This is a genomic window from Oceanobacillus sp. Castelsardo, assembly GCF_001659985.1.
Classification (GTDB): domain Bacteria; phylum Bacillota; class Bacilli; order Bacillales; family Amphibacillaceae; genus Oceanobacillus.
Window position 1 is genome coordinate 115,492 of record NZ_LYCS01000008.1, and the last position, 17,373, is coordinate 132,864.

The 17,373-nt window shown below is 35.1% G+C and carries 19 protein-coding genes; 9 read left to right on the forward strand and 10 right to left on the reverse strand.

The genetic code is table 11. The annotated features are described in order from the left end of the window. Nucleotides 1–122 precede the first annotated feature (122 nt). Nucleotides 123–950 (reverse strand): squalene/phytoene synthase family protein, encoded by an 828-nt coding sequence (locus tag A9178_RS13980; RefSeq protein ID WP_068676321.1) that lies wholly within the window; start codon nt 948–950, stop codon nt 123–125. Nucleotides 951–1,171: 221 nt separating this feature from the next. Between A9178_RS13980 and A9178_RS13985 the strand changes: the two genes are divergently transcribed. From A9178_RS13985 to A9178_RS13995, 3 genes are all read left to right on the forward strand, one after another. Then, nucleotides 1,172–2,326 carry an MFS transporter gene (locus A9178_RS13985; RefSeq protein WP_068676323.1) on the forward strand — a complete coding sequence of 385 codons (1,155 nt, stop codon included), beginning with the start codon at nt 1,172–1,174 and terminating at the stop codon, nt 2,324–2,326. Nucleotides 2,327–2,568: 242 nt separating this feature from the next. Continuing rightward, nucleotides 2,569–2,940, forward strand: coding sequence for a hypothetical protein (locus A9178_RS13990; protein ID WP_068676324.1), 372 nt, complete (start codon nt 2,569–2,571; stop codon nt 2,938–2,940). 155 nt (nt 2,941–3,095) lie between these two features. Next, on the forward strand, nt 3,096–4,235 hold the full coding sequence (locus A9178_RS13995) for an AI-2E family transporter (protein WP_068676326.1): 1,140 nt from the start codon (nt 3,096–3,098) through the stop codon (nt 4,233–4,235). A 56-nt stretch (nt 4,236–4,291) separates the two neighbouring features. On the opposite strand, the gene A9178_RS14000 is transcribed toward A9178_RS13995, so the two are convergent. The 7 genes from A9178_RS14000 to A9178_RS14030 form a co-directional block, all read right to left on the reverse strand. Further along, nucleotides 4,292–4,972: a transaldolase family protein gene (locus A9178_RS14000; RefSeq protein ID WP_068676328.1), complete on the reverse strand. Its 681-nt coding sequence runs from the start codon at nt 4,970–4,972 to the stop codon at nt 4,292–4,294. 115 nt (nt 4,973–5,087) lie between these two features. Next, nucleotides 5,088–5,885, reverse strand: coding sequence for an SDR family oxidoreductase (locus A9178_RS14005; protein WP_068676330.1), 798 nt, complete (start codon nt 5,883–5,885; stop codon nt 5,088–5,090). 75 nt (nt 5,886–5,960) lie between these two features. Then, nucleotides 5,961–6,326 carry a PTS glucitol/sorbitol transporter subunit IIA gene (locus tag A9178_RS14010; protein WP_068676332.1) on the reverse strand — a complete coding sequence of 122 codons (366 nt, stop codon included), beginning with the start codon at nt 6,324–6,326 and terminating at the stop codon, nt 5,961–5,963. Between the two features lie 51 nt (nt 6,327–6,377). After that, nucleotides 6,378–7,406, reverse strand: coding sequence for a PTS glucitol/sorbitol transporter subunit IIB (gene srlE, locus A9178_RS14015; RefSeq protein WP_068676334.1), 1,029 nt, complete (start codon nt 7,404–7,406; stop codon nt 6,378–6,380). Between the two features lie 3 nt (nt 7,407–7,409). Next, nucleotides 7,410–7,967, reverse strand: a complete 558-nt coding sequence (srlA, locus tag A9178_RS14020) for a PTS glucitol/sorbitol transporter subunit IIC (protein WP_068676336.1) — start codon at nt 7,965–7,967, stop codon at nt 7,410–7,412. Nucleotides 7,968–8,010: 43 nt separating this feature from the next. After that, nucleotides 8,011–8,445 (reverse strand): transcriptional regulator GutM, encoded by a 435-nt coding sequence (locus A9178_RS14025; protein WP_082918204.1) that lies wholly within the window; start codon nt 8,443–8,445, stop codon nt 8,011–8,013. 24 nt (nt 8,446–8,469) lie between these two features. Continuing rightward, nucleotides 8,470–9,417 (reverse strand): sugar-binding transcriptional regulator, encoded by a 948-nt coding sequence (locus A9178_RS14030; protein ID WP_068676338.1) that lies wholly within the window; start codon nt 9,415–9,417, stop codon nt 8,470–8,472. Nucleotides 9,418–9,637: 220 nt separating this feature from the next. On the opposite strand from A9178_RS14030, the gene A9178_RS14035 reads away from it, so the two are divergent. Together A9178_RS14035 and ptsP are read left to right on the forward strand one after the other, a co-directional pair. Further along, a complete protein-coding gene (locus tag A9178_RS14035; RefSeq protein WP_068676341.1) occupies nt 9,638–10,402 on the forward strand; it encodes a Cof-type HAD-IIB family hydrolase in 765 nt (254 codons plus the stop codon). Nucleotides 10,403–10,576: 174 nt separating this feature from the next. After that, on the forward strand, nt 10,577–12,283 hold the full coding sequence (gene ptsP / locus A9178_RS14040; protein ID WP_068676343.1) for a phosphoenolpyruvate--protein phosphotransferase: 1,707 nt from the start codon (nt 10,577–10,579) through the stop codon (nt 12,281–12,283). A 96-nt stretch (nt 12,284–12,379) separates the two neighbouring features. Here ptsP and A9178_RS19205 read toward each other — a convergent pair whose 3' ends face one another. After that, nucleotides 12,380–12,538: a hypothetical protein gene (locus A9178_RS19205; protein ID WP_197482201.1), complete on the reverse strand. Its 159-nt coding sequence runs from the start codon at nt 12,536–12,538 to the stop codon at nt 12,380–12,382. Nucleotides 12,539–12,753: 215 nt separating this feature from the next. On the opposite strand from A9178_RS19205, the gene A9178_RS14045 reads away from it, so the two are divergent. From A9178_RS14045 to A9178_RS14060, 4 genes are all read left to right on the forward strand, one after another. Further along, nucleotides 12,754–14,055 carry a homoserine dehydrogenase gene (locus tag A9178_RS14045; RefSeq protein WP_068676345.1) on the forward strand — a complete coding sequence of 434 codons (1,302 nt, stop codon included), beginning with the start codon at nt 12,754–12,756 and terminating at the stop codon, nt 14,053–14,055. Then, entirely contained in the window at nt 14,052–15,113 is a 1,062-nt protein-coding gene (gene thrC, locus A9178_RS14050; protein WP_068676347.1) for a threonine synthase, read from the forward strand. The genes A9178_RS14045 and thrC overlap by 4 nt, the downstream gene beginning before the upstream one ends. Further along, nucleotides 15,110–16,000 carry a homoserine kinase gene (gene thrB, locus A9178_RS14055; protein ID WP_068676349.1) on the forward strand — a complete coding sequence of 297 codons (891 nt, stop codon included), beginning with the start codon at nt 15,110–15,112 and terminating at the stop codon, nt 15,998–16,000. The genes thrC and thrB overlap by 4 nt, the downstream gene beginning before the upstream one ends. Before the next feature lie 126 nt (nt 16,001–16,126). Beyond that, nucleotides 16,127–17,119: an NADPH:quinone oxidoreductase family protein gene (locus tag A9178_RS14060; protein WP_068676351.1), complete on the forward strand. Its 993-nt coding sequence runs from the start codon at nt 16,127–16,129 to the stop codon at nt 17,117–17,119. Nucleotides 17,120–17,156: 37 nt separating this feature from the next. Here A9178_RS14060 and A9178_RS19210 read toward each other — a convergent pair whose 3' ends face one another. Beyond that, the gene (locus A9178_RS19210) at nt 17,157–17,327 is read right to left on the reverse strand and encodes a hypothetical protein (protein WP_197482202.1); all 171 of its coding nucleotides are present in this window, start codon (nt 17,325–17,327) and stop codon (nt 17,157–17,159) included. Nucleotides 17,328–17,373: the final 46 nt, after the last annotated feature.

A 17,373-nucleotide genomic window follows, 5' to 3' on the forward strand; every position in this document is an offset into this window, starting at 1 on the left:
GTAGACTGTACAAAAATCGTCAAATAGCCTCGTTTAAGAAAACCCCCTCACTTTCTTAATATCTTTATATTTAATTGATTATTCTGAATAATTTTAGTGTATAGCGATTGTTTAAATAATCGCTATATATTATTATTTATAATTTCATCAACTGTAGACTCTACATCTTTACGTGACATCTTTTCTTCACCGTTTTGCATTACGTATAAAGTCTTTTTAGCTAATGATAAAGGAATTTTACAGAACAATAGTATTTTCTTCGTTTCTATCGATTTTATGTATTGGTCAGCCATTTTTAAATTCTCTTCTGCGTAATGAAATAAGTTTTCTCTAGTCCAGCCATCCGGCAGAAAACGGACCCCACGTTCTGCATCTTCATCCTGATTTCTAAGCATATTAACAGCTTGTAATCCCCTACCATAGCCAATAGCTAATTCATAATTAGCATCTGTGTTATCATACCATTTCCAAATATCAGATAACATGACACCGACGAGACCAGCAACATAATAGGTATAATCATCTAAATCAGCTTTAGTCTGAATAACAAAATCCTTTTTAACCCATTTCGCCATACCTTTTGCCATAATACTTGTTGATTCTTTAACTTTTTCCGCTATTCCCTCTGGGCATACGGAAATCCAATCAGACATTCTTAATGTTACTTCCGGTAAATCAGCTACGTAAGGCTTTAGTAATTCTTTATAAGCTAATTCGTCAAATGATGTTTCCTTTAATAATTCACTTATAGAATGTAAAAGTTCCTGCTTTACCTCAGGATTAAGGGATTCGTGATCCTCAATCTCATCTATTGCTCGCATACATAAATATGCGGCCCCTACAGTCATCTTTAACGTGTGGTTTAACAAACTAATTGGAATGTAGAAGGTTCTGCTTGTATCTTTTAATACACGCATTGCATCTTTTTGAAGTTTCTTTTCTTTACTCATTTACTTGCTTTTCTCCTTCCATGTCTCGTCAACAGTATAACAAAAATTCCAATTTAATTCTCCGTTTATACACGTCTGTATTTTTTATTTTTTATACCCTGTTTTTCAAAAAATAAACCCTTTTTCTTCAAAATTGTTAAAACATTTTCCTGCACTTGTAATTACTATTAAATAATCATACTATAAGAAAAGGATTCTCAACTAGAAAGGTGCCTAAATTCATGGATAAACGTGTTTATTTATTAACTATTGTTTCCTTTGTGGTTGGAATGGTTGAATTAATTATTGGAGGAATATTAGATTTAGTAGCGAATGACTTGGGAGTTACGCTTGGACAAGCAGGGTTGCTTATAACGGTTTTTTCATTAACGTTCGCGATATCAGGACCTATCCTATCCTTCTTAACTGCAACAATTGAGAGAAAAAAGTTGACCATTATAACGTTATTCTTTTTCCTAATAGGAAACATAATTGCTGCCATTAGCCCATCTTATACGATTCTTTTTATTGCAAGAATTATATCCGCTGCAAGTAGTTCCTTACTTATCGTACTTTGTGTTGTAATGGCAGCGACTATTGTAAAGCCGGCATATCGTGCTAGAGCTATAGGTATTGTAAATATGGGAGTTAGTGGTTCCATTGTTCTTGGTGTACCAATTGGATTAGTGCTTGGAAATTCATTTGGATGGCGAGCACCATTTATCATGATTACTATTCTCACCTTATGTTCAATAACTGGTATCTACCTCTTAATGGAGAAAGTTGGTGCCGAAAAACCATTATCCTTATCGAAGCAATTTGCGTCACTTAAAGATGATAAGATATTATTTGCTCATATGACTACGTTTCTTCTACTAGCAGGCCATTCCACTTTATATACTTACTTAACCCCATTCATAAAGGATTATATTGGTTTAAGTGAAACGTGGGTTAGTATTATTTACTTTGTTTTCGGCATTGCAGCAGTATGTGGCGGTGCAATCGGAGGTTTATTCGGGGATCGCTTTGGTTCTAAAAGAACAATCAAGATGGTTATTGTTATTTTTAGTATCGCTATTCTAACGATTTCACACACAACATTTCTTTTACCATTATTTTTGTTCAATTTAATCATTTGGAGTATGATGAGCTGGGCTGTTACACCACCAATGCAAAGTCACTTAATGGCAACTGCACCAGAAACCTCTAATATTCAAATTAGCTTAAACAATTCATCACTTCATTTAGGTATTGCAGTAGGCGCGTCAATAGGAAGTGTCATCATTGATATGACATCCGTAGCTAACAACGCAACAATTGGAGGACTGCTTGCTATACTCTCGTTTGGAACTGCTTCCCTTTCCATGAGAAAAAGGCATCGTATTCAAACCAACTAAAATGAACTCCAATGTACAAGGTTTATTTTCATTGTAAAAAGGTTATAGTTGGAACTATAGCCTTTTTAATTCCCAGCAATTATTACCATTTTCACAAACATTATATCCAAGAAAGGTAGTTGGAATTTCGACAAATTACTTGTAACAAATTAGACACAAAAAAGATATTGATTATATAAAGCGTTTTCATATATAATAAGTATAGTGAATAAATTCACAATTAATGAAAGGGAGTAATGGTCATGAATACAAATTTAGCTAAAAAATATACAATTATAAAAAGAAAGCTAAACAATGCACCAATATCAACAACATATACGTACCATACACCCGGCAATATTCGTTTAAAAACCATCAGAAATAATATTCCTGATTATCATACAGCAACGATCACAATTGATGAATCAATTAACTTACCTAAACCTGGAACTTATAACATTAAGATAAGACTCGGTAAAAATTGGTACTTAGGAGTTGCTTTCCTATCCCAATCTACTGATCAAGAAAACAAACGAATGATTAAGGTATTTATAAAAGATTACTTGGACATACCTACTAATGAAAATATAGTCATTGCTTGGTGTTTAAATAGGAAAAATTATTATAGGAGATAGAGGCCTTGATGAATTGGCTTCTACTCCTTTTTGTTTCTCACATTTTTTGAATACCTATAAATAACGCGATACAATTGGAACATATCGCCTTTTTAAACTATACTTATTTTAACAAGGAATAAACGGTTAATTTTAAATTGGAAAGGAAAACCATTATGAAACAAACAAATCGGTTTATTAAATTTATGGGTGGACAAAACCTTGTATACTTATTAGTTTTATTTATCCTAATCGGTATTACTATCTTTATTTATAATAAAGTTTCATTTATATTCCATCCAGTCATCGTGGTCTTTTCAACGATTACACCACCAATTATTTTGGCTTTTATCGCTTATTATCTTTTAAATCCAATTGTAGATATTTTAGAGAAGTTTCGTATCAAACGGATATGGGGAATTATTATGCTTATAATTGGTATTGGTGGATTATTAACAGGGATTATTTTATTAATCGCCCCATCGATTGAAGTACAAGTAAAAGAGTTAGCGAAGAATTTCCCTACTTATTTAAGCCATTTTGGGAATGAAATTACGATGTGGTTACAAAGTTCCTTTTTAGGTCCATACTATGATGAGGGATATAACTGGTTTGTTACTAACTTTAGTAATATACCTGGCATGATTGGAACTTATATAGTAAATGCCTTTCAGGGATTTAAAAACATAGCAAACACTGTCACAAATGTCTTTGTTTCCATTTTAACTTTCCCCTTCATCTTGTTTTTCCTATTAAAAGATGGAACTCGTTTTAAGCATTTTTTCCTAAAATTATTACCACCACGATTCCGTGATGATACAAATCAGATCCTGAAAAACATGGATACTCAAGTCGGATCTTATATTCAAGGGCAAATTATCGTTGCAACATGTATTGGTTTACTATTATTTGTTGGCTACAATATTATTGGTCTCGACTATGCGATCACTCTTGCCATAGTCGCTGCTGTAACAAGTGTAATTCCATACCTTGGACCAACATTAGCAATAATTCCAGCAGTTATCATTGCAATTGTTCATTCACCTTTCATGCTTTTAAAACTTGCTATCGTTTGGATTATTGTTCAATTCCTAGAGGGAAACTTGATCTCCCCGAATATCATGGGCAAAACCATGCAGATCCATCCTTTAACGATTATTATCGTTTTACTTGTTGCAGGTAATTTATTTGGATTAATTGGAGTTATTTTGGGGATACCGGGATATGCTATTCTGAAAGTGTTAGTTTCTTATTTATATAATAAATTCAAAATACGTTACAATCATTTTTATGGAGATGACTGCGGTAAGTATTAGAAAAGTTCCTAAATAAAAATAGTGTCTTCGAAAAGAGACACTATTTTTACGAAAAATTAAGAATTTGTAAGGTTGGTATGATCAACACCGTAAAGAGTTGTCCATTGGTTTTTAAAATCAGCAACATCAGTTGGGGTTGTCGGAAAAGCTATCATTTTTTCAATAATTTCTGGAGCAACTGTTACTGTTTCTGAACCAGCCAAACATACATCATGAACTTGTTGTAAGTTTTTAAAGCTAGCCGCTAAGATTTCACAAGGAAGATCATATATTTTAAATAATTGAGCGATTTCTTCCACAACTCGCACACCATTACCGGATAGATTATCAATACGGTTAACGTATGGTGCTACATATTTCGCACCAGCCATTGCTGCAATTAACGCTTGGAATGCAGTATACACTGTTGTTGCTAATGTAGGTATATTCTCTTCCTTTAGCGATTGCATTGCTCTAATTCCTTCTTCCGTTACAGGAATTTTCACAACAACATTCCCCGGAATTTTACTTGTCACAAATCGAGCTTCATCAACAATTTCTTCCGCTGTTTCTCCAATAGCTTGGACAAATAATTCTTTATCTTCTCCAATTATAGAACGAATCTCTTGAACAACTTCCAGATATGGCTTTCCTTCTTTCACCAGAATAGAAGGATTAGTGGTCACACCTGATATTGGATAGTATTTATTTAATCGGGTTATTTGCTCCGTACTTGCCGAATCAATATATAGTCTCAAATTTTCTTCCCCTCTCATTAGAAAACTTAGCGTTTGCTATTGCAAAACCTTAGTTACACTTTTCGGTGGGACGAATAATCCCGCCCCACCGAAAGGTTACAATATGCTAATTTATTTATCCTCTTGATTTTCCACCTGAAATGTTAACAGTAGTTCCAGTAATATAAGAAGCATGATCAGATACAAGGTACGTTACTAAGTCAGCAATTTCATCTAATTTACCAACACGGCCTAAAGGAATAGAACTAGTATAATTACCTTCTAAATCTTCCACTTTTACATTTCTTGTATATGCTAAAGCTTCATTATAAGCTCCATTAGTTAAACCAGTTTTCTCATTGATTCCTGGTGCAACTCCAACTACACGGATATTGTATTTTCCAAGCTCTTTTGCCCATGATCTAGTAAAGCCATTTAAAGCACCTTTAGTTGCAGAGTATACACTTTGTCCTGCAGAACCTTCCATACCTGCTTCTGATGTGATATTAACAATTACACCTTTTTCCTGCTTAATAAAACGTCTTGAAGCAGCTTGTGCACATAAGAAAGGTCCTTTTTGGTTTACATTAACCATGAAATCAAATGATTTTTCGTCTAATTCATATTCTGGTTTTTCTCCTTTTACATCTACAAGTAGACGCGGAAGGTTCACACCAGCGTTATTCACAAGTGCATCCACACGACCAAACTTATCTTCCGCTAATTGGACCATGTTTTCTACACTTTCTTTATTTGTTACATCTGTTTTAACATGATAAAAATTCCCTTGATCCCCTGTTTCAACACTTAAGTCAGCAATAACAACTTTTGCACCATTTTGCTGTAGTGTTTCTGAGATGTGTTGTCCAATTCCAGAGTTTCCACCAGTTACGATAACTACTTTTCCTTCTAGGTCTGTCCATGCTTTTTGCATCCTACATTACTCCTATCTGTTTACGTTTTTATCTATATATATAATAAGGAAAGAAGTCGTTAAAACGACGACTTCTTATCTTTCTATTTTAATTTTGTCACCTACGTGAAGTTCATTAAGGCTTTTATCTTCTAGACATAAAGTTCCTGGTAATTCTGCTTCTGTTGAACCATCGAAGCGTAAAGTAATATGTCCTAAGGAAGATAAATTTTTGTTTACAGCGTCACCAACTGCTGTAATTTTATAACTTTCTTCTCCGATTGTTAAAGTATCTCCTACTTGAATATCTTGACGTAGATTATTTTCAGAATGAAGAATACAATATTCCGCTAACTCTGCTGGCGCATTATCTTTAAATGTAATTAACATACCTTGTTCTAAAAATTCACCTACAGAATCGCCTAGTTTAGTAATTTCCGTTGTATAAATAATTTCAGCCATTTCCTTACACTCCTTTATTCTTCACCGTTAGAGGTTGTTCAAAAAGTCCTATTATGATTGATACATACCAAAGCTTGCCAACCAGGCAATAAATACTGTTGGAGCACCTGTTAAGAACCTTCCATAAAGTACTGCCGGTACACCAACTTCAACTGTTTCAGGTTTTGCTTCTGCTAATCCTAAACCAACTGGGACAAAGTCTGCAGCTGCTTGAGCGTTAATCGCAAATAAAGCTGGTAAAGCAAATTGTGGAGGAATATTTCCTCGTCCGATTTCTACACCAATTAGAGTACCAATAACTTGTGCAATAACAGCCCCTGGTCCTAAGAATGGAGAGAATAGTGGGAATGAAACTATTGCAGAAAGAATTAACAGTCCCCAGATACTTCCACCAAGCGGAGTTAACACATTTGCAACTACATCACCAATACCAGACTCTAAAATGATACCAATTAACATAGCAACGAAAGCCATAAATGGTAAAATCGTTTTAATTACAGTATCAATAGCGTCACGACCTGCTTGATAAAGCACAGCCATAAAACCACCCATGATCTGTCCAACTTTAGCAATCAATCCACCGTTACGTTGTTCACTAATTTTCTTTGAACTATCATATTTATTACTTTCAACAGCAGCTTCTTTTACTTCTTCTGCTTTTTCTACATTTTCGTTCTTTTCATTAGCTTCAGGCACGGTCGCAGATTCTTCCACTACTGAAATATTTTCTGGTTTAACAGCAGATACATAAATATCTTCAGTTATAAAATCTCTCATAGGGCCACTTTTCCCAGTAGCCATAACATTCATAGTAGGGATACGCTTTTTAGGGTATAGACCTGCACGTAATGTACCACCACAATCAATAACAACAGCTGCCATTTCATCTTCCGGAACGCTTGTCTTAAAACCGTCCACTAATTCGGCGCCACTTAATTCCGCAAACTTTTCTGCAACTGGTGAAATCGTACCACCAGTAATATTAACAATTTTATTCTTTTTCTCATTAACAGGAATAATTAATGGTCCACCAAAGCCACCATTACCTTTAGTTACTTTAAGATCTTTATATTTTCCCATTGATTATTCCCCCTTTCCTTGGTCTAAAGTTGTAGCTAATTTAATACCTTGTTTTTTCTCCATATACGTTACACAAAGGTCTGTAATCCAACCTCTAAACATATTCGTTACAATACCGACTAATAAATAACGAAGAGCTAAGTCTCCAGTTGATAAACCTAACTGTGTAATCCCCGCTGCTACCCCTAAGAATACGAATAATTCACCTGGGTTAACGTGTGGGAACAAACCATTCATCGAGTGACATGAGTAACTTGATGCTGCATAATATCCTGGTTTGTATTTCTCAGGTAAGAACCGACCTAAAGACAATGTCATAGGGTTTAATAAGAAGAATGTACCTACGAAAGGTAATACAAGATATCTTAAGAAAACATTTTTAGAAGAGGCCATTGCCAATTTATTAACTTTATCCTCCCCAACAAAAGCTACAATTGCGTTCATCGCAACCATTAAAACAATAATTAATGGAATAATATCGGTTACAAATCCCATAAATGTTTCTGCTCCACGTTCAAATAAACCAATGAAGCCTTCTGCTGCACTAACTAAAAAATCCATTTTGTTATTTCCCTCCTGTTTTAAAAAAGATTATTTAAATAAATTATTTATTACTAAACCCTGAAATTAACTTACCAAAAGGACTTTTGGGTTGTGGAATATCTTCACCTTTTTCCACTTTTCTATAAATAAGAACCGCATCGTCATATGCTTTTTTTGTAAAACGATCCATTTTATTATAAATTTCTGGATCAACATTTAATAAATATTGTCCTTCTAAAATACTGAAGTCTTTAAATTTAGCAAAGATGGTCATACCTTGCATTTTTTTTGCAGTATGAATTCTATTTCTCTTATCAATCCCCATTAAAAGTACAACACCGGTTCGAAATATCCCCTTCGATCTACCAATGGATACACGTCCCTTTTGCCTTAATTCAGTATAATGGGTATTGAAGTTTTTAATTTGTCCGGTACCCAATATTGTTTGTAATATCCAGGCGGCCATTATTCCACCCATAATTATTAAAATTTCCACACTTCATAACCTCCAATACCTGAATTAAATGGATTCACATATTTCCAATGCTGTCTCTTCATTTGTTATCAGGGTATTAATGAGCTTTCCATTCATTGCTCCTATTATTGCTTCAACTTTTTCTTTTGAATATGCAACTCCAATGGAATAGCGTAAATCTTTTAGTTTTTCCAATGGAATAGCTATCGTTCTCTCTGAAATAGAGGATTGTATCACTTCCCCTTTTTTCGTATAAAAACGAGAGCAGATTTCACCAATTGCATCATGTTCCATTAATTCTAATTGGTCATAATCGCCAAGAAATCCTGACCAAACCATATTAGAAGAACTTATTTGCGCACCAATACCTACAAGGGCAACTGTTAAATCATCCCAATAATCAAGTATATCTGTCATAAAGGTTGACTGTAGAATTTCCTTTGCGGTTTCTATTGAATTATAAACAGCTGCCGCATTAATAAAATGGGAACTTCCATTCAGCGCACTAGATAACCTAAGAGCGATGGCGTTTACATGATAATCCGACTTCATTCCACCGGGACCTCCTACCAATGGTACGCATTCTACATTTTTAGGTTTTAATTCATCTAGTTGGTGAATCATGCTTCCCAATGTTTTGCCCCATGTTACCCCGATAATATCATCATCAAGTATAACTCGGTCTAAAAGCGAACCACATGCTTCCCCAATGCTTTTGTTTGTATCCTGATTACTTTGTTCAGTATAGGAAGGGACTACGACGACTTCTTTCATCCCAAAATGTTTTGCAATTTTATCTTCCAGGTCAAATAATGCATCGGAGCTACTTTGTATTTGTATTTTTACAATTCCTTTATCTTGAGCTCTCTTCAACATCCTTCCAATTGTTGTTCTATAAATTCCTAACTCTTTAGAAATCTTAGCTTGGGTGTAACCCTCTTCATAATAGAGTTTTGCAATACGATAAAGCAATCTCTCTTCTTCCCAGTTCATTTTCCCCTCCACTAATTTTTCTATTCATTTCAATCCTGCACATATGAGCAATAGGTATAACATATGAGCAACTTGAAACTGTTTACAATTTTAGTACTATTGTCGAATCTTGTCAATAAAAAAATTTCAAATTCGAATTTATTTGAAATTATGCTAGACTTTGTATACATTTTAGGTTGACGTAAGAAAAAAATTAGGTGAAAAAGGGTAGGTAGATATTGTGAAGGGTTTTGTTTTTTTTGATTTAGATGGAACACTTTTAAATAATAAATCTGATGTCGATCCCAACGTCATTAAGGTAATCGATGATTTAGAAAAAAATGATTATGAACCTATTATCGCTACTGGTAGAACTGTTTTTGAGGTTAGGCACATTATGGAAAAGACAGGGATTTCATCTATCATTTCCATGAATGGCCAAAGTGGTATTTACCGTGGCAAAGAAGTTTTTGAAAAAACAATGGATGTTGAAATTTTAAAAAGACTAAAAGATATGGCTCTTTCTAGAAATGAGCATGTAGCATTTTATAATGCCGAAAAGATTGGAATTACAGGCCATAACGATACGGCAAGAAAGGCTTATGAATTAATTCATGAAGCAGTTCCGAACATAAATGGGAGCTTGTACGAGGATGAAAAGATTAACATGGTCTTAGTTTTATCTGAAATAGGAGATAAAGAATATAAAGCGGCGTTTCCCGAGCTTTCATTTATTCGAAATGGCCCAGCCAGTATGGATGTCATTCCAAAAGGCGGTTCTAAAGCTGCAGGAATAAAAACTTTCTTGGAAACTCTAAAAATCGGCGGATTACCTACTTATGCTTTCGGTGATGGACTTAATGATATCGAAATGTTTGAATTAGTGGATTACGGTATTGCTATGGGAAATGCAAGAGATGCATTAAAAGAAAAAGCATCCTATGTTACTGAAACGAATATGAATAACGGAATTGAACAAGGTTTAAAACATTACAATTTAATTTAAATTTAAAAGGAAAGTAAAAAAACGCTTTGTGATTAAGTAAGATAGTTTTTATACTTGTTATTTTTAGAAACATTATAGTATTATAGATTGCTGTAAGGAGCAAGAAGAATTTTTGCCGTTTTTGGCGGAAAATGAATGATGATTATAATACAATTTAAATAGGAGTAGATATACATGATTCAAGGAATTGCAGCATCTCAAGGAATTGCAATCGCAAAAGCATATCGTTTAGAAACACCGGATTTAACTTTCGAAAAGAAAAAAATAGATAATCCTGAGGAACAAATACAACGTTTGGAAGATGCTTTAGAAATTTCCAAGCAAGAACTTGAAAAAATTAAAGCTCATACATTACAACAATTAGGTGAGGAGCATGCAGAGATTTTCTCAGCTCATCTACTAGTTTTAAGTGATCCTGAACTAATTAATCCAATGAAAGATAAAATTACTTCAGATCTTGTACTTGCGGAACAAGCTCTAGATGAAGTAGCAAATATGTTTATTGACATGTTTAAAAACATGGATAATGAATACATGCGTGAACGTGCAGCAGACATTAAAGATGTAACCGAACGCGTGATGGCACATCTATTAAACGTTACCTTTCCAAACCCTGCATTAATTGACGAAGAAGTGATTGTCATTGCAAATGATTTAACACCATCAGACACTGCACAATTAAATCGTGAATTTGTAAAAGGTTTCGCAACAGACATCGGTGGACGTACATCACACTCTGCTATCATGGCAAGATCTTTAGAAATTCCAGCAGTTGTAGGTACGAAAAACATTACAGAAATTGCAAAACAAGATGAAATGGTAATCATTGACGGTTTGGACGGAAATGTGATTGTTAACCCATCTGAAGAAGAGTTAGTAACCTATCGCGAGAAACAAGAAGCTTATGCAAAACAACAAGAACAATGGGCTAAACTAAAAAATGAGCCAACCATAACAAAAGACGGTTCACATGTTGAACTAGTAGCAAACATTGGTACACCAAATGACGTAGAAGGTGTTCTTAATAATGGTGGTGAAGGTGTTGGACTTTACCGTACAGAATTTCTTTATATGGGTAAAAGCGAACTACCATCTGAAGACGAACAATTTGAAGCTTACAAGTCTGTACTAGAACAGATGGGTGATAAACCAGTTGTTGTTCGTACATTAGACGTTGGCGGGGATAAGGAACTAGATTATCTCGATTTACCAAAAGAATTAAACCCATTCTTAGGATTCCGTGCCATTCGTTTCTGCCTGGAGAACGAAGACGTATTCCGTCCTCAACTCCGTGCATTACTGCGCGCTAGTGTTTATGGTAACTTAAAAATTATGTTCCCAATGATTGCTACGATTGAAGAATTCCGTCAAGCTAAGGCAATTTTACTGGATGAAAAAGAAGCACTTCTTAAAGAAGGTATTAATGTTTCTGATTCCATCGAGGTTGGAATCATGGTAGAAATTCCTTCCACCGCAGTAATAGCGAAACAATTTGCTAAAGAAGTAGATTTCTTCAGTGTTGGTACAAATGACTTAATACAGTATACAATGGCTGCTGACCGTATGAACGAGCGTGTTTCTTACTTATATCAACCATACCATCCAGCTATTTTGAACCTTGTTAACAATGTAATCGAAGCAGCACACAGTGAAGGCAAATGGGCTGGCATGTGCGGTGAAATGGCGGGAGATCCAATCGCAATTCCAATTTTACTTGGATTAGGATTAGATGAATTTTCAATGAGTGCAACATCCATTCTTCCTGCACGAACTCAAATCCTTGGTTTATCTAAAGAAGAAATCGCATCTTATAAAGAAGAGTTGCTATCCATGGGAACAGCGGAAGAAGTAGTTAACTTTATTCAAGAAAAAACAAAATAAGAGCAAAAGCGTGAGAAGCCTTTGATGAGCTTTTCACGCTTTTTCTATAATAAATTTTTGCACTAACTTCATTTTATCCTTCGACCAACCACATATCTATATTTTATTATTTCTTTTACGAAATAATAAAATGAGTAATAAACCGGAACTAAGACCTATTACTCCACCTATTTCTATAGAACGAAATAAAATGCCTAATCCGAATCCAATTAGTAAACATAATAAGAAAACTAATCCAATAAAAGCATCATTCATTCCTTCACCTCCACGCTTTACCTATATAGTTAATTTATTCCTCCTATATAAAATTGGTTCGCTTTTAGGTGATGTTTAAAAAGTTCATTGAAAGTGACACTTTTAGGATTTTTATAATATCTATGAATTTTAAAAATTCATTGTTGCTATATACCTCTTATCAAGGGTACAATGTATTAAATATATAATTTTTATGAAATATATGAGGTGATTCTGTGGGGAATAAAGTATCTATTGGTTTATTAGGTTTAGGTGTAGTTGGAACCGGAGTAATTAAAATAATTAAAGATCATCAAGAGAAACTTGTTCATCAATTAGGATCGGACGTACAAGTGAAAAGCGCGTTAGTTCGTAGTTTGGACAAACAACGTGATGTTAGTTTAGATGGGACGTTTCTTACTACTAACCCTGATGATGTATTAAATGATCCAGAGATTGATATTATCGTTGAAGTTATGGGTGGAATTGACCAAACCCGTGAATATATATTAAAGGCATTTTCCGCAAAGAAACATGTTGTCAGTGCAAATAAGGACCTAGTAGCATTGCACGGTCCAGAATTACAAGAGGCTGCACGTAAAAACAAATGCGACTTTTATTACGAAGCTAGTGTTGCGGGTGGTATTCCGATATTAAGAGGAATTACAGAAGGGCTTTCCTCCGACCGTATAACTAAAATAATGGGGATTGTTAACGGAACAACTAACTACATCCTAACGAAGATGGATCAAGAAGGATCAAGCTACGATGTTGCTCTTCAACAAGCCCAAGAACTTGGTTTTGCTGAAGCAGATCCAACCGCTGATGTAGAAGGTCTAGATGCAGCGCGAAAAATGGCGATTTTGGCACGTTTAGCTTTTTCCATGGATGTTGATTTAGATGATGTTAAAGTAAAGGGAATATCTAATATTTCTTTAGATGACTTAAAATATGCCGATAAATTAGGATATACGATGAAATTAATTGGTAATGCCGATTTTAAAGATGGTGAGATAGAAGTAGATGTTCAACCAACATTGCTCGCTAAAAGTCATCCACTAGCAAGTGTAAATGATGAGTTTAACGCGGTTTATGTTTATGGAGATGCGGTCGGCGAAACAATGTTTTACGGTCCGGGTGCCGGAAGTCTTCCTACAGCTACTGCCATCACGTCCGATGTAGTTACCGTTATCAAAAACATGTTGTTAGGCGTTACGGGTTCCCAACATCTTGAACCCCATTTTGACAAACAGCTAAAAACAGCTAGTAAACGTTTTGGACAGTATTATGTAAGATTACATGTAAAAGATGAAGTAGGAGTATTTTCACGTATATCTGCATTATTTAATGATTTAAATATTAGTTTCAAACGAATTTTACAAAACCCAATTAAAAAACATGAAAATGCAGAAATTATTGTTGTTACACACCAAACATCATTAGAAAACTTCCAGACTGCATTAAATCAATTAAAAGACCTTGATGCTGTAATTGAAACAAAGAGTTATTACAAAGTTGAAGGAGATGCTGAAAAATGAGTTGGCAAGGTTTACTACACGAATACAGAGAATTTTTACCTGTGACAGAAAAGACACCTAAACTTACATTACATGAAGGAAATACACCATTGATTCACTTTGCTAACTTATCAGAGCAATTGGGAATTGAACTGTATGGAAAATATGAAGGACTTAACCCAACAGGTTCTTTCAAAGACCGAGGAATGGTTATGGCTGTAGCTAAAGCAATAGAAGAAGGAAGCCAATCTATCATTTGCGCTTCTACCGGGAATACTTCTGCTGCTGCCGCTGCATACGCAGCAAGAGCTGGTATCCGAGCAATTATCGTTATTCCTAAAGGAAAAGTAGCACTTGGTAAGCTTGCCCAAGCCGTAATGTACGGGGCGGAAATTGTTGAAATCGATGGAAACTTTGATGAGGCATTAAAAATGGTTCGTGAAATTAGCAAAACTTCGCCAATTACACTAGTTAATTCGGTTAACCCATATCGTTTAGAAGGACAGAAAACTGCTGCATTTGAAATTTGCGATACATTAGGTTCTGCACCTGATATTCTAGCAATTCCAGTTGGTAATGCTGGTAATATCAGTGCGTACTGGAAAGGCTTCAAAGAATACAATGATAAAAGACAAACAGGACTTCCTAAAATGTTTGGATTCGAAGCGGAAGGTGCTGCGGCTATCGTGAATAACAAGGTAATTGATCAGCCAGAAACAGTTGCAACAGCTATTCGTATCGGTAACCCAGCAAGCTGGGATTTAGCTGTAAACGCAAGAGATGAATCTAACGGGATGATTGGATCTGTTACAGATGAAGAAATCTTAAAAGCATTTAAACTTATTGCTAAATCAGAAGGCGTTTTTGCTGAACCAGGATCATGTGCTTCCATTGCCGGTGTTCTACAACAGGTAGAAGAAGGTACCATTGCTAAAGGAAGCAAGGTGGTTAGTGTTCTAACTGGTAACGGTCTAAAAGATCCACAAACAGCCATTGACCAAATGGAAATTAACCCAGTATCTTTACCAAACGACGAGAAAGCCGTGAAAGAATATATAGAATCTGTGGTGGGACTATGAAGTCATTTCAAATCTCTGTCCCGGCAACATCTGCAAACGTAGGACCAGGATTTGACTCGATAGGACTAGCGGTAAATCTTTATTTGACATTGCAAGTTGACGAATCGGACCAGTGGAGGTTTATACCGTACTCCCCTACCGATTCAAATATTCATTATGAAGACCACTTCATATATAAGATTGCAAAACAGATAGCAGATCGTCATAGTAAAACACTTCCCCCATGTAAGGTAACAGAATTAAGTGTGATTCCTTTAGCAAGTGGGCTTGGAAGTAGTGCTTCTGCCATATTAGCTGGTATTGAAATTGCCAATCAAGTTTGTCAGTTAAATCTAACTAATGACGATAAGTTACGTTATGGTACAGAAATCGAAGGCCATCCCGATAATATAGCACCTGCCCTATTTGGTGGATTAGTCATATCTACTGATTTTGGTGAGGAAATTGTCCATATTGACTTTCCTAATTTAGAGTTGGATACGGTCGTATATATTCCAAATGTGAAATTAAAAACGGAAGCTTCCAGAAAGGTTCTTCCGGATGTGTACCCAATTAAAACTGCTGTAAAAGCTAGTGGAATTGGTAATCTTGTAGTAGCATCCTTATTACAAGGTGACTATAAACTTGCAGGACGTATGATGGAAAGAGATTTATTCCATGAACCATATAGAAAAGAACTTATTCCAAATTACGATAAAATACGGGAAGAAGCAACAGAACTAGGCGCTTATGGCACGATATTAAGTGGTGCTGGTCCAACTATGATTTCCTTTGCACCTACTGGACAAGGTTCAAATATCGCTAAATCATTACAAAAAATATTGCCTGATTATAACGTTAAAGCTTTGAACATCTGCACAGACGGATTACTGGTTTCTTTTAAATAATAGGCAAGGAGGAAAAACATATATTATTGTTTTTCCTCTTTTTTCATTTTAGGTGATTCTAGAATTACATTCATATTAAAATATAACTAGAATAGTTTATTTATATTATAGAAAGGGGTTTTTATGATGAAACAATCGTTTGAAGCACTAATTGTTGATAAACAAGAAGATAAACTTTTGACAGAAATAAAAAAATTAACAACAGATGATTTACCCAAAGGAGACGTTCTGATACAAGTTCACTATTCAGGTGTAAATTACAAAGATAGCTTGGCTACTATTCCAAATGGAAATATTGTAAAATCCTATCCATTTATACCAGGTATCGATTTAGCTGGTGTAGTAGTTTCCTCAGATGATCCTCGTTTTAAAGATGGCGATAAGGTCATCGCAACAAGTTATGAAATTGGGGTATCACACTTTGGTGGGTACAGTCAATACGCAAGAATCCCATCGGAATGGATTGTCCCCCTACCAGATGAGCTGAGTCTAAAAGAAGCAATGATCATTGGAACAGCTGGTTTTACTGCGGCTTTATCTGTTCAACGATTGTTAGATAATGATTTAAAACAAGAAGATGGAAAAGTTCTCGTAACGGGCGCTACGGGTGGTGTTGGTAGTTTCGCCACTGCAATTCTAGCAAAACTAGGCTTTGAAGTAGAAGCTAGTACTGGAAAAGACACCGAGCATGAATACGTAAAGGAACTTGGCGCATCCTCTATTCTATCACGAGAAGAAGTGTATGATGGCAAAATCAGTTCACTTGGAAAACAAAGATGGGCAGCTGCTGTAGACCCAGTCGGTGGTGAAGTTCTAGCTTCTATTCTAAGTAACATTCAATATGGAGGTTCAGTCGCAGTAAGTGGTCTAACCGCTGGTAACAAAGTTCCAACAACAGTATTTCCTTTTATTCTTCGTGGAGTCAACCTTCTTGGGATTGATTCTGTATTTTGTCCAATGGTAACACGTGTAGAGATTTGGAACCGCCTAGCATCTGATTTCAAACTAAACCATTTAGATTTCCTTGTGCAGCAGGAAATCACCTTACAACAGCTCCCCGACGTTTTACCAACTCTATTAAAAGGAGAGGCTCGTGGGAGAACCATTGTTAAATTATAAGTTTAAAAGTGACAAGAGCAATTCTTGTCACTTTTATTTAAATAACAGGATAATAAGCTTCATATCTTGGATTATAGAAATATGGTGGCCTTTTGCCTATTTTAGGTAATTCAAACGGTTTTTGATTTCCATTATAATATAACTCTACTTTTTTATCCGATTTTGTCATTAACAAATACTTAACCTCTGGATTATAATAATACTTCATGAAATTCCTCCTACTATTCATTCCCCTCTTATGCATCGTATTCGAA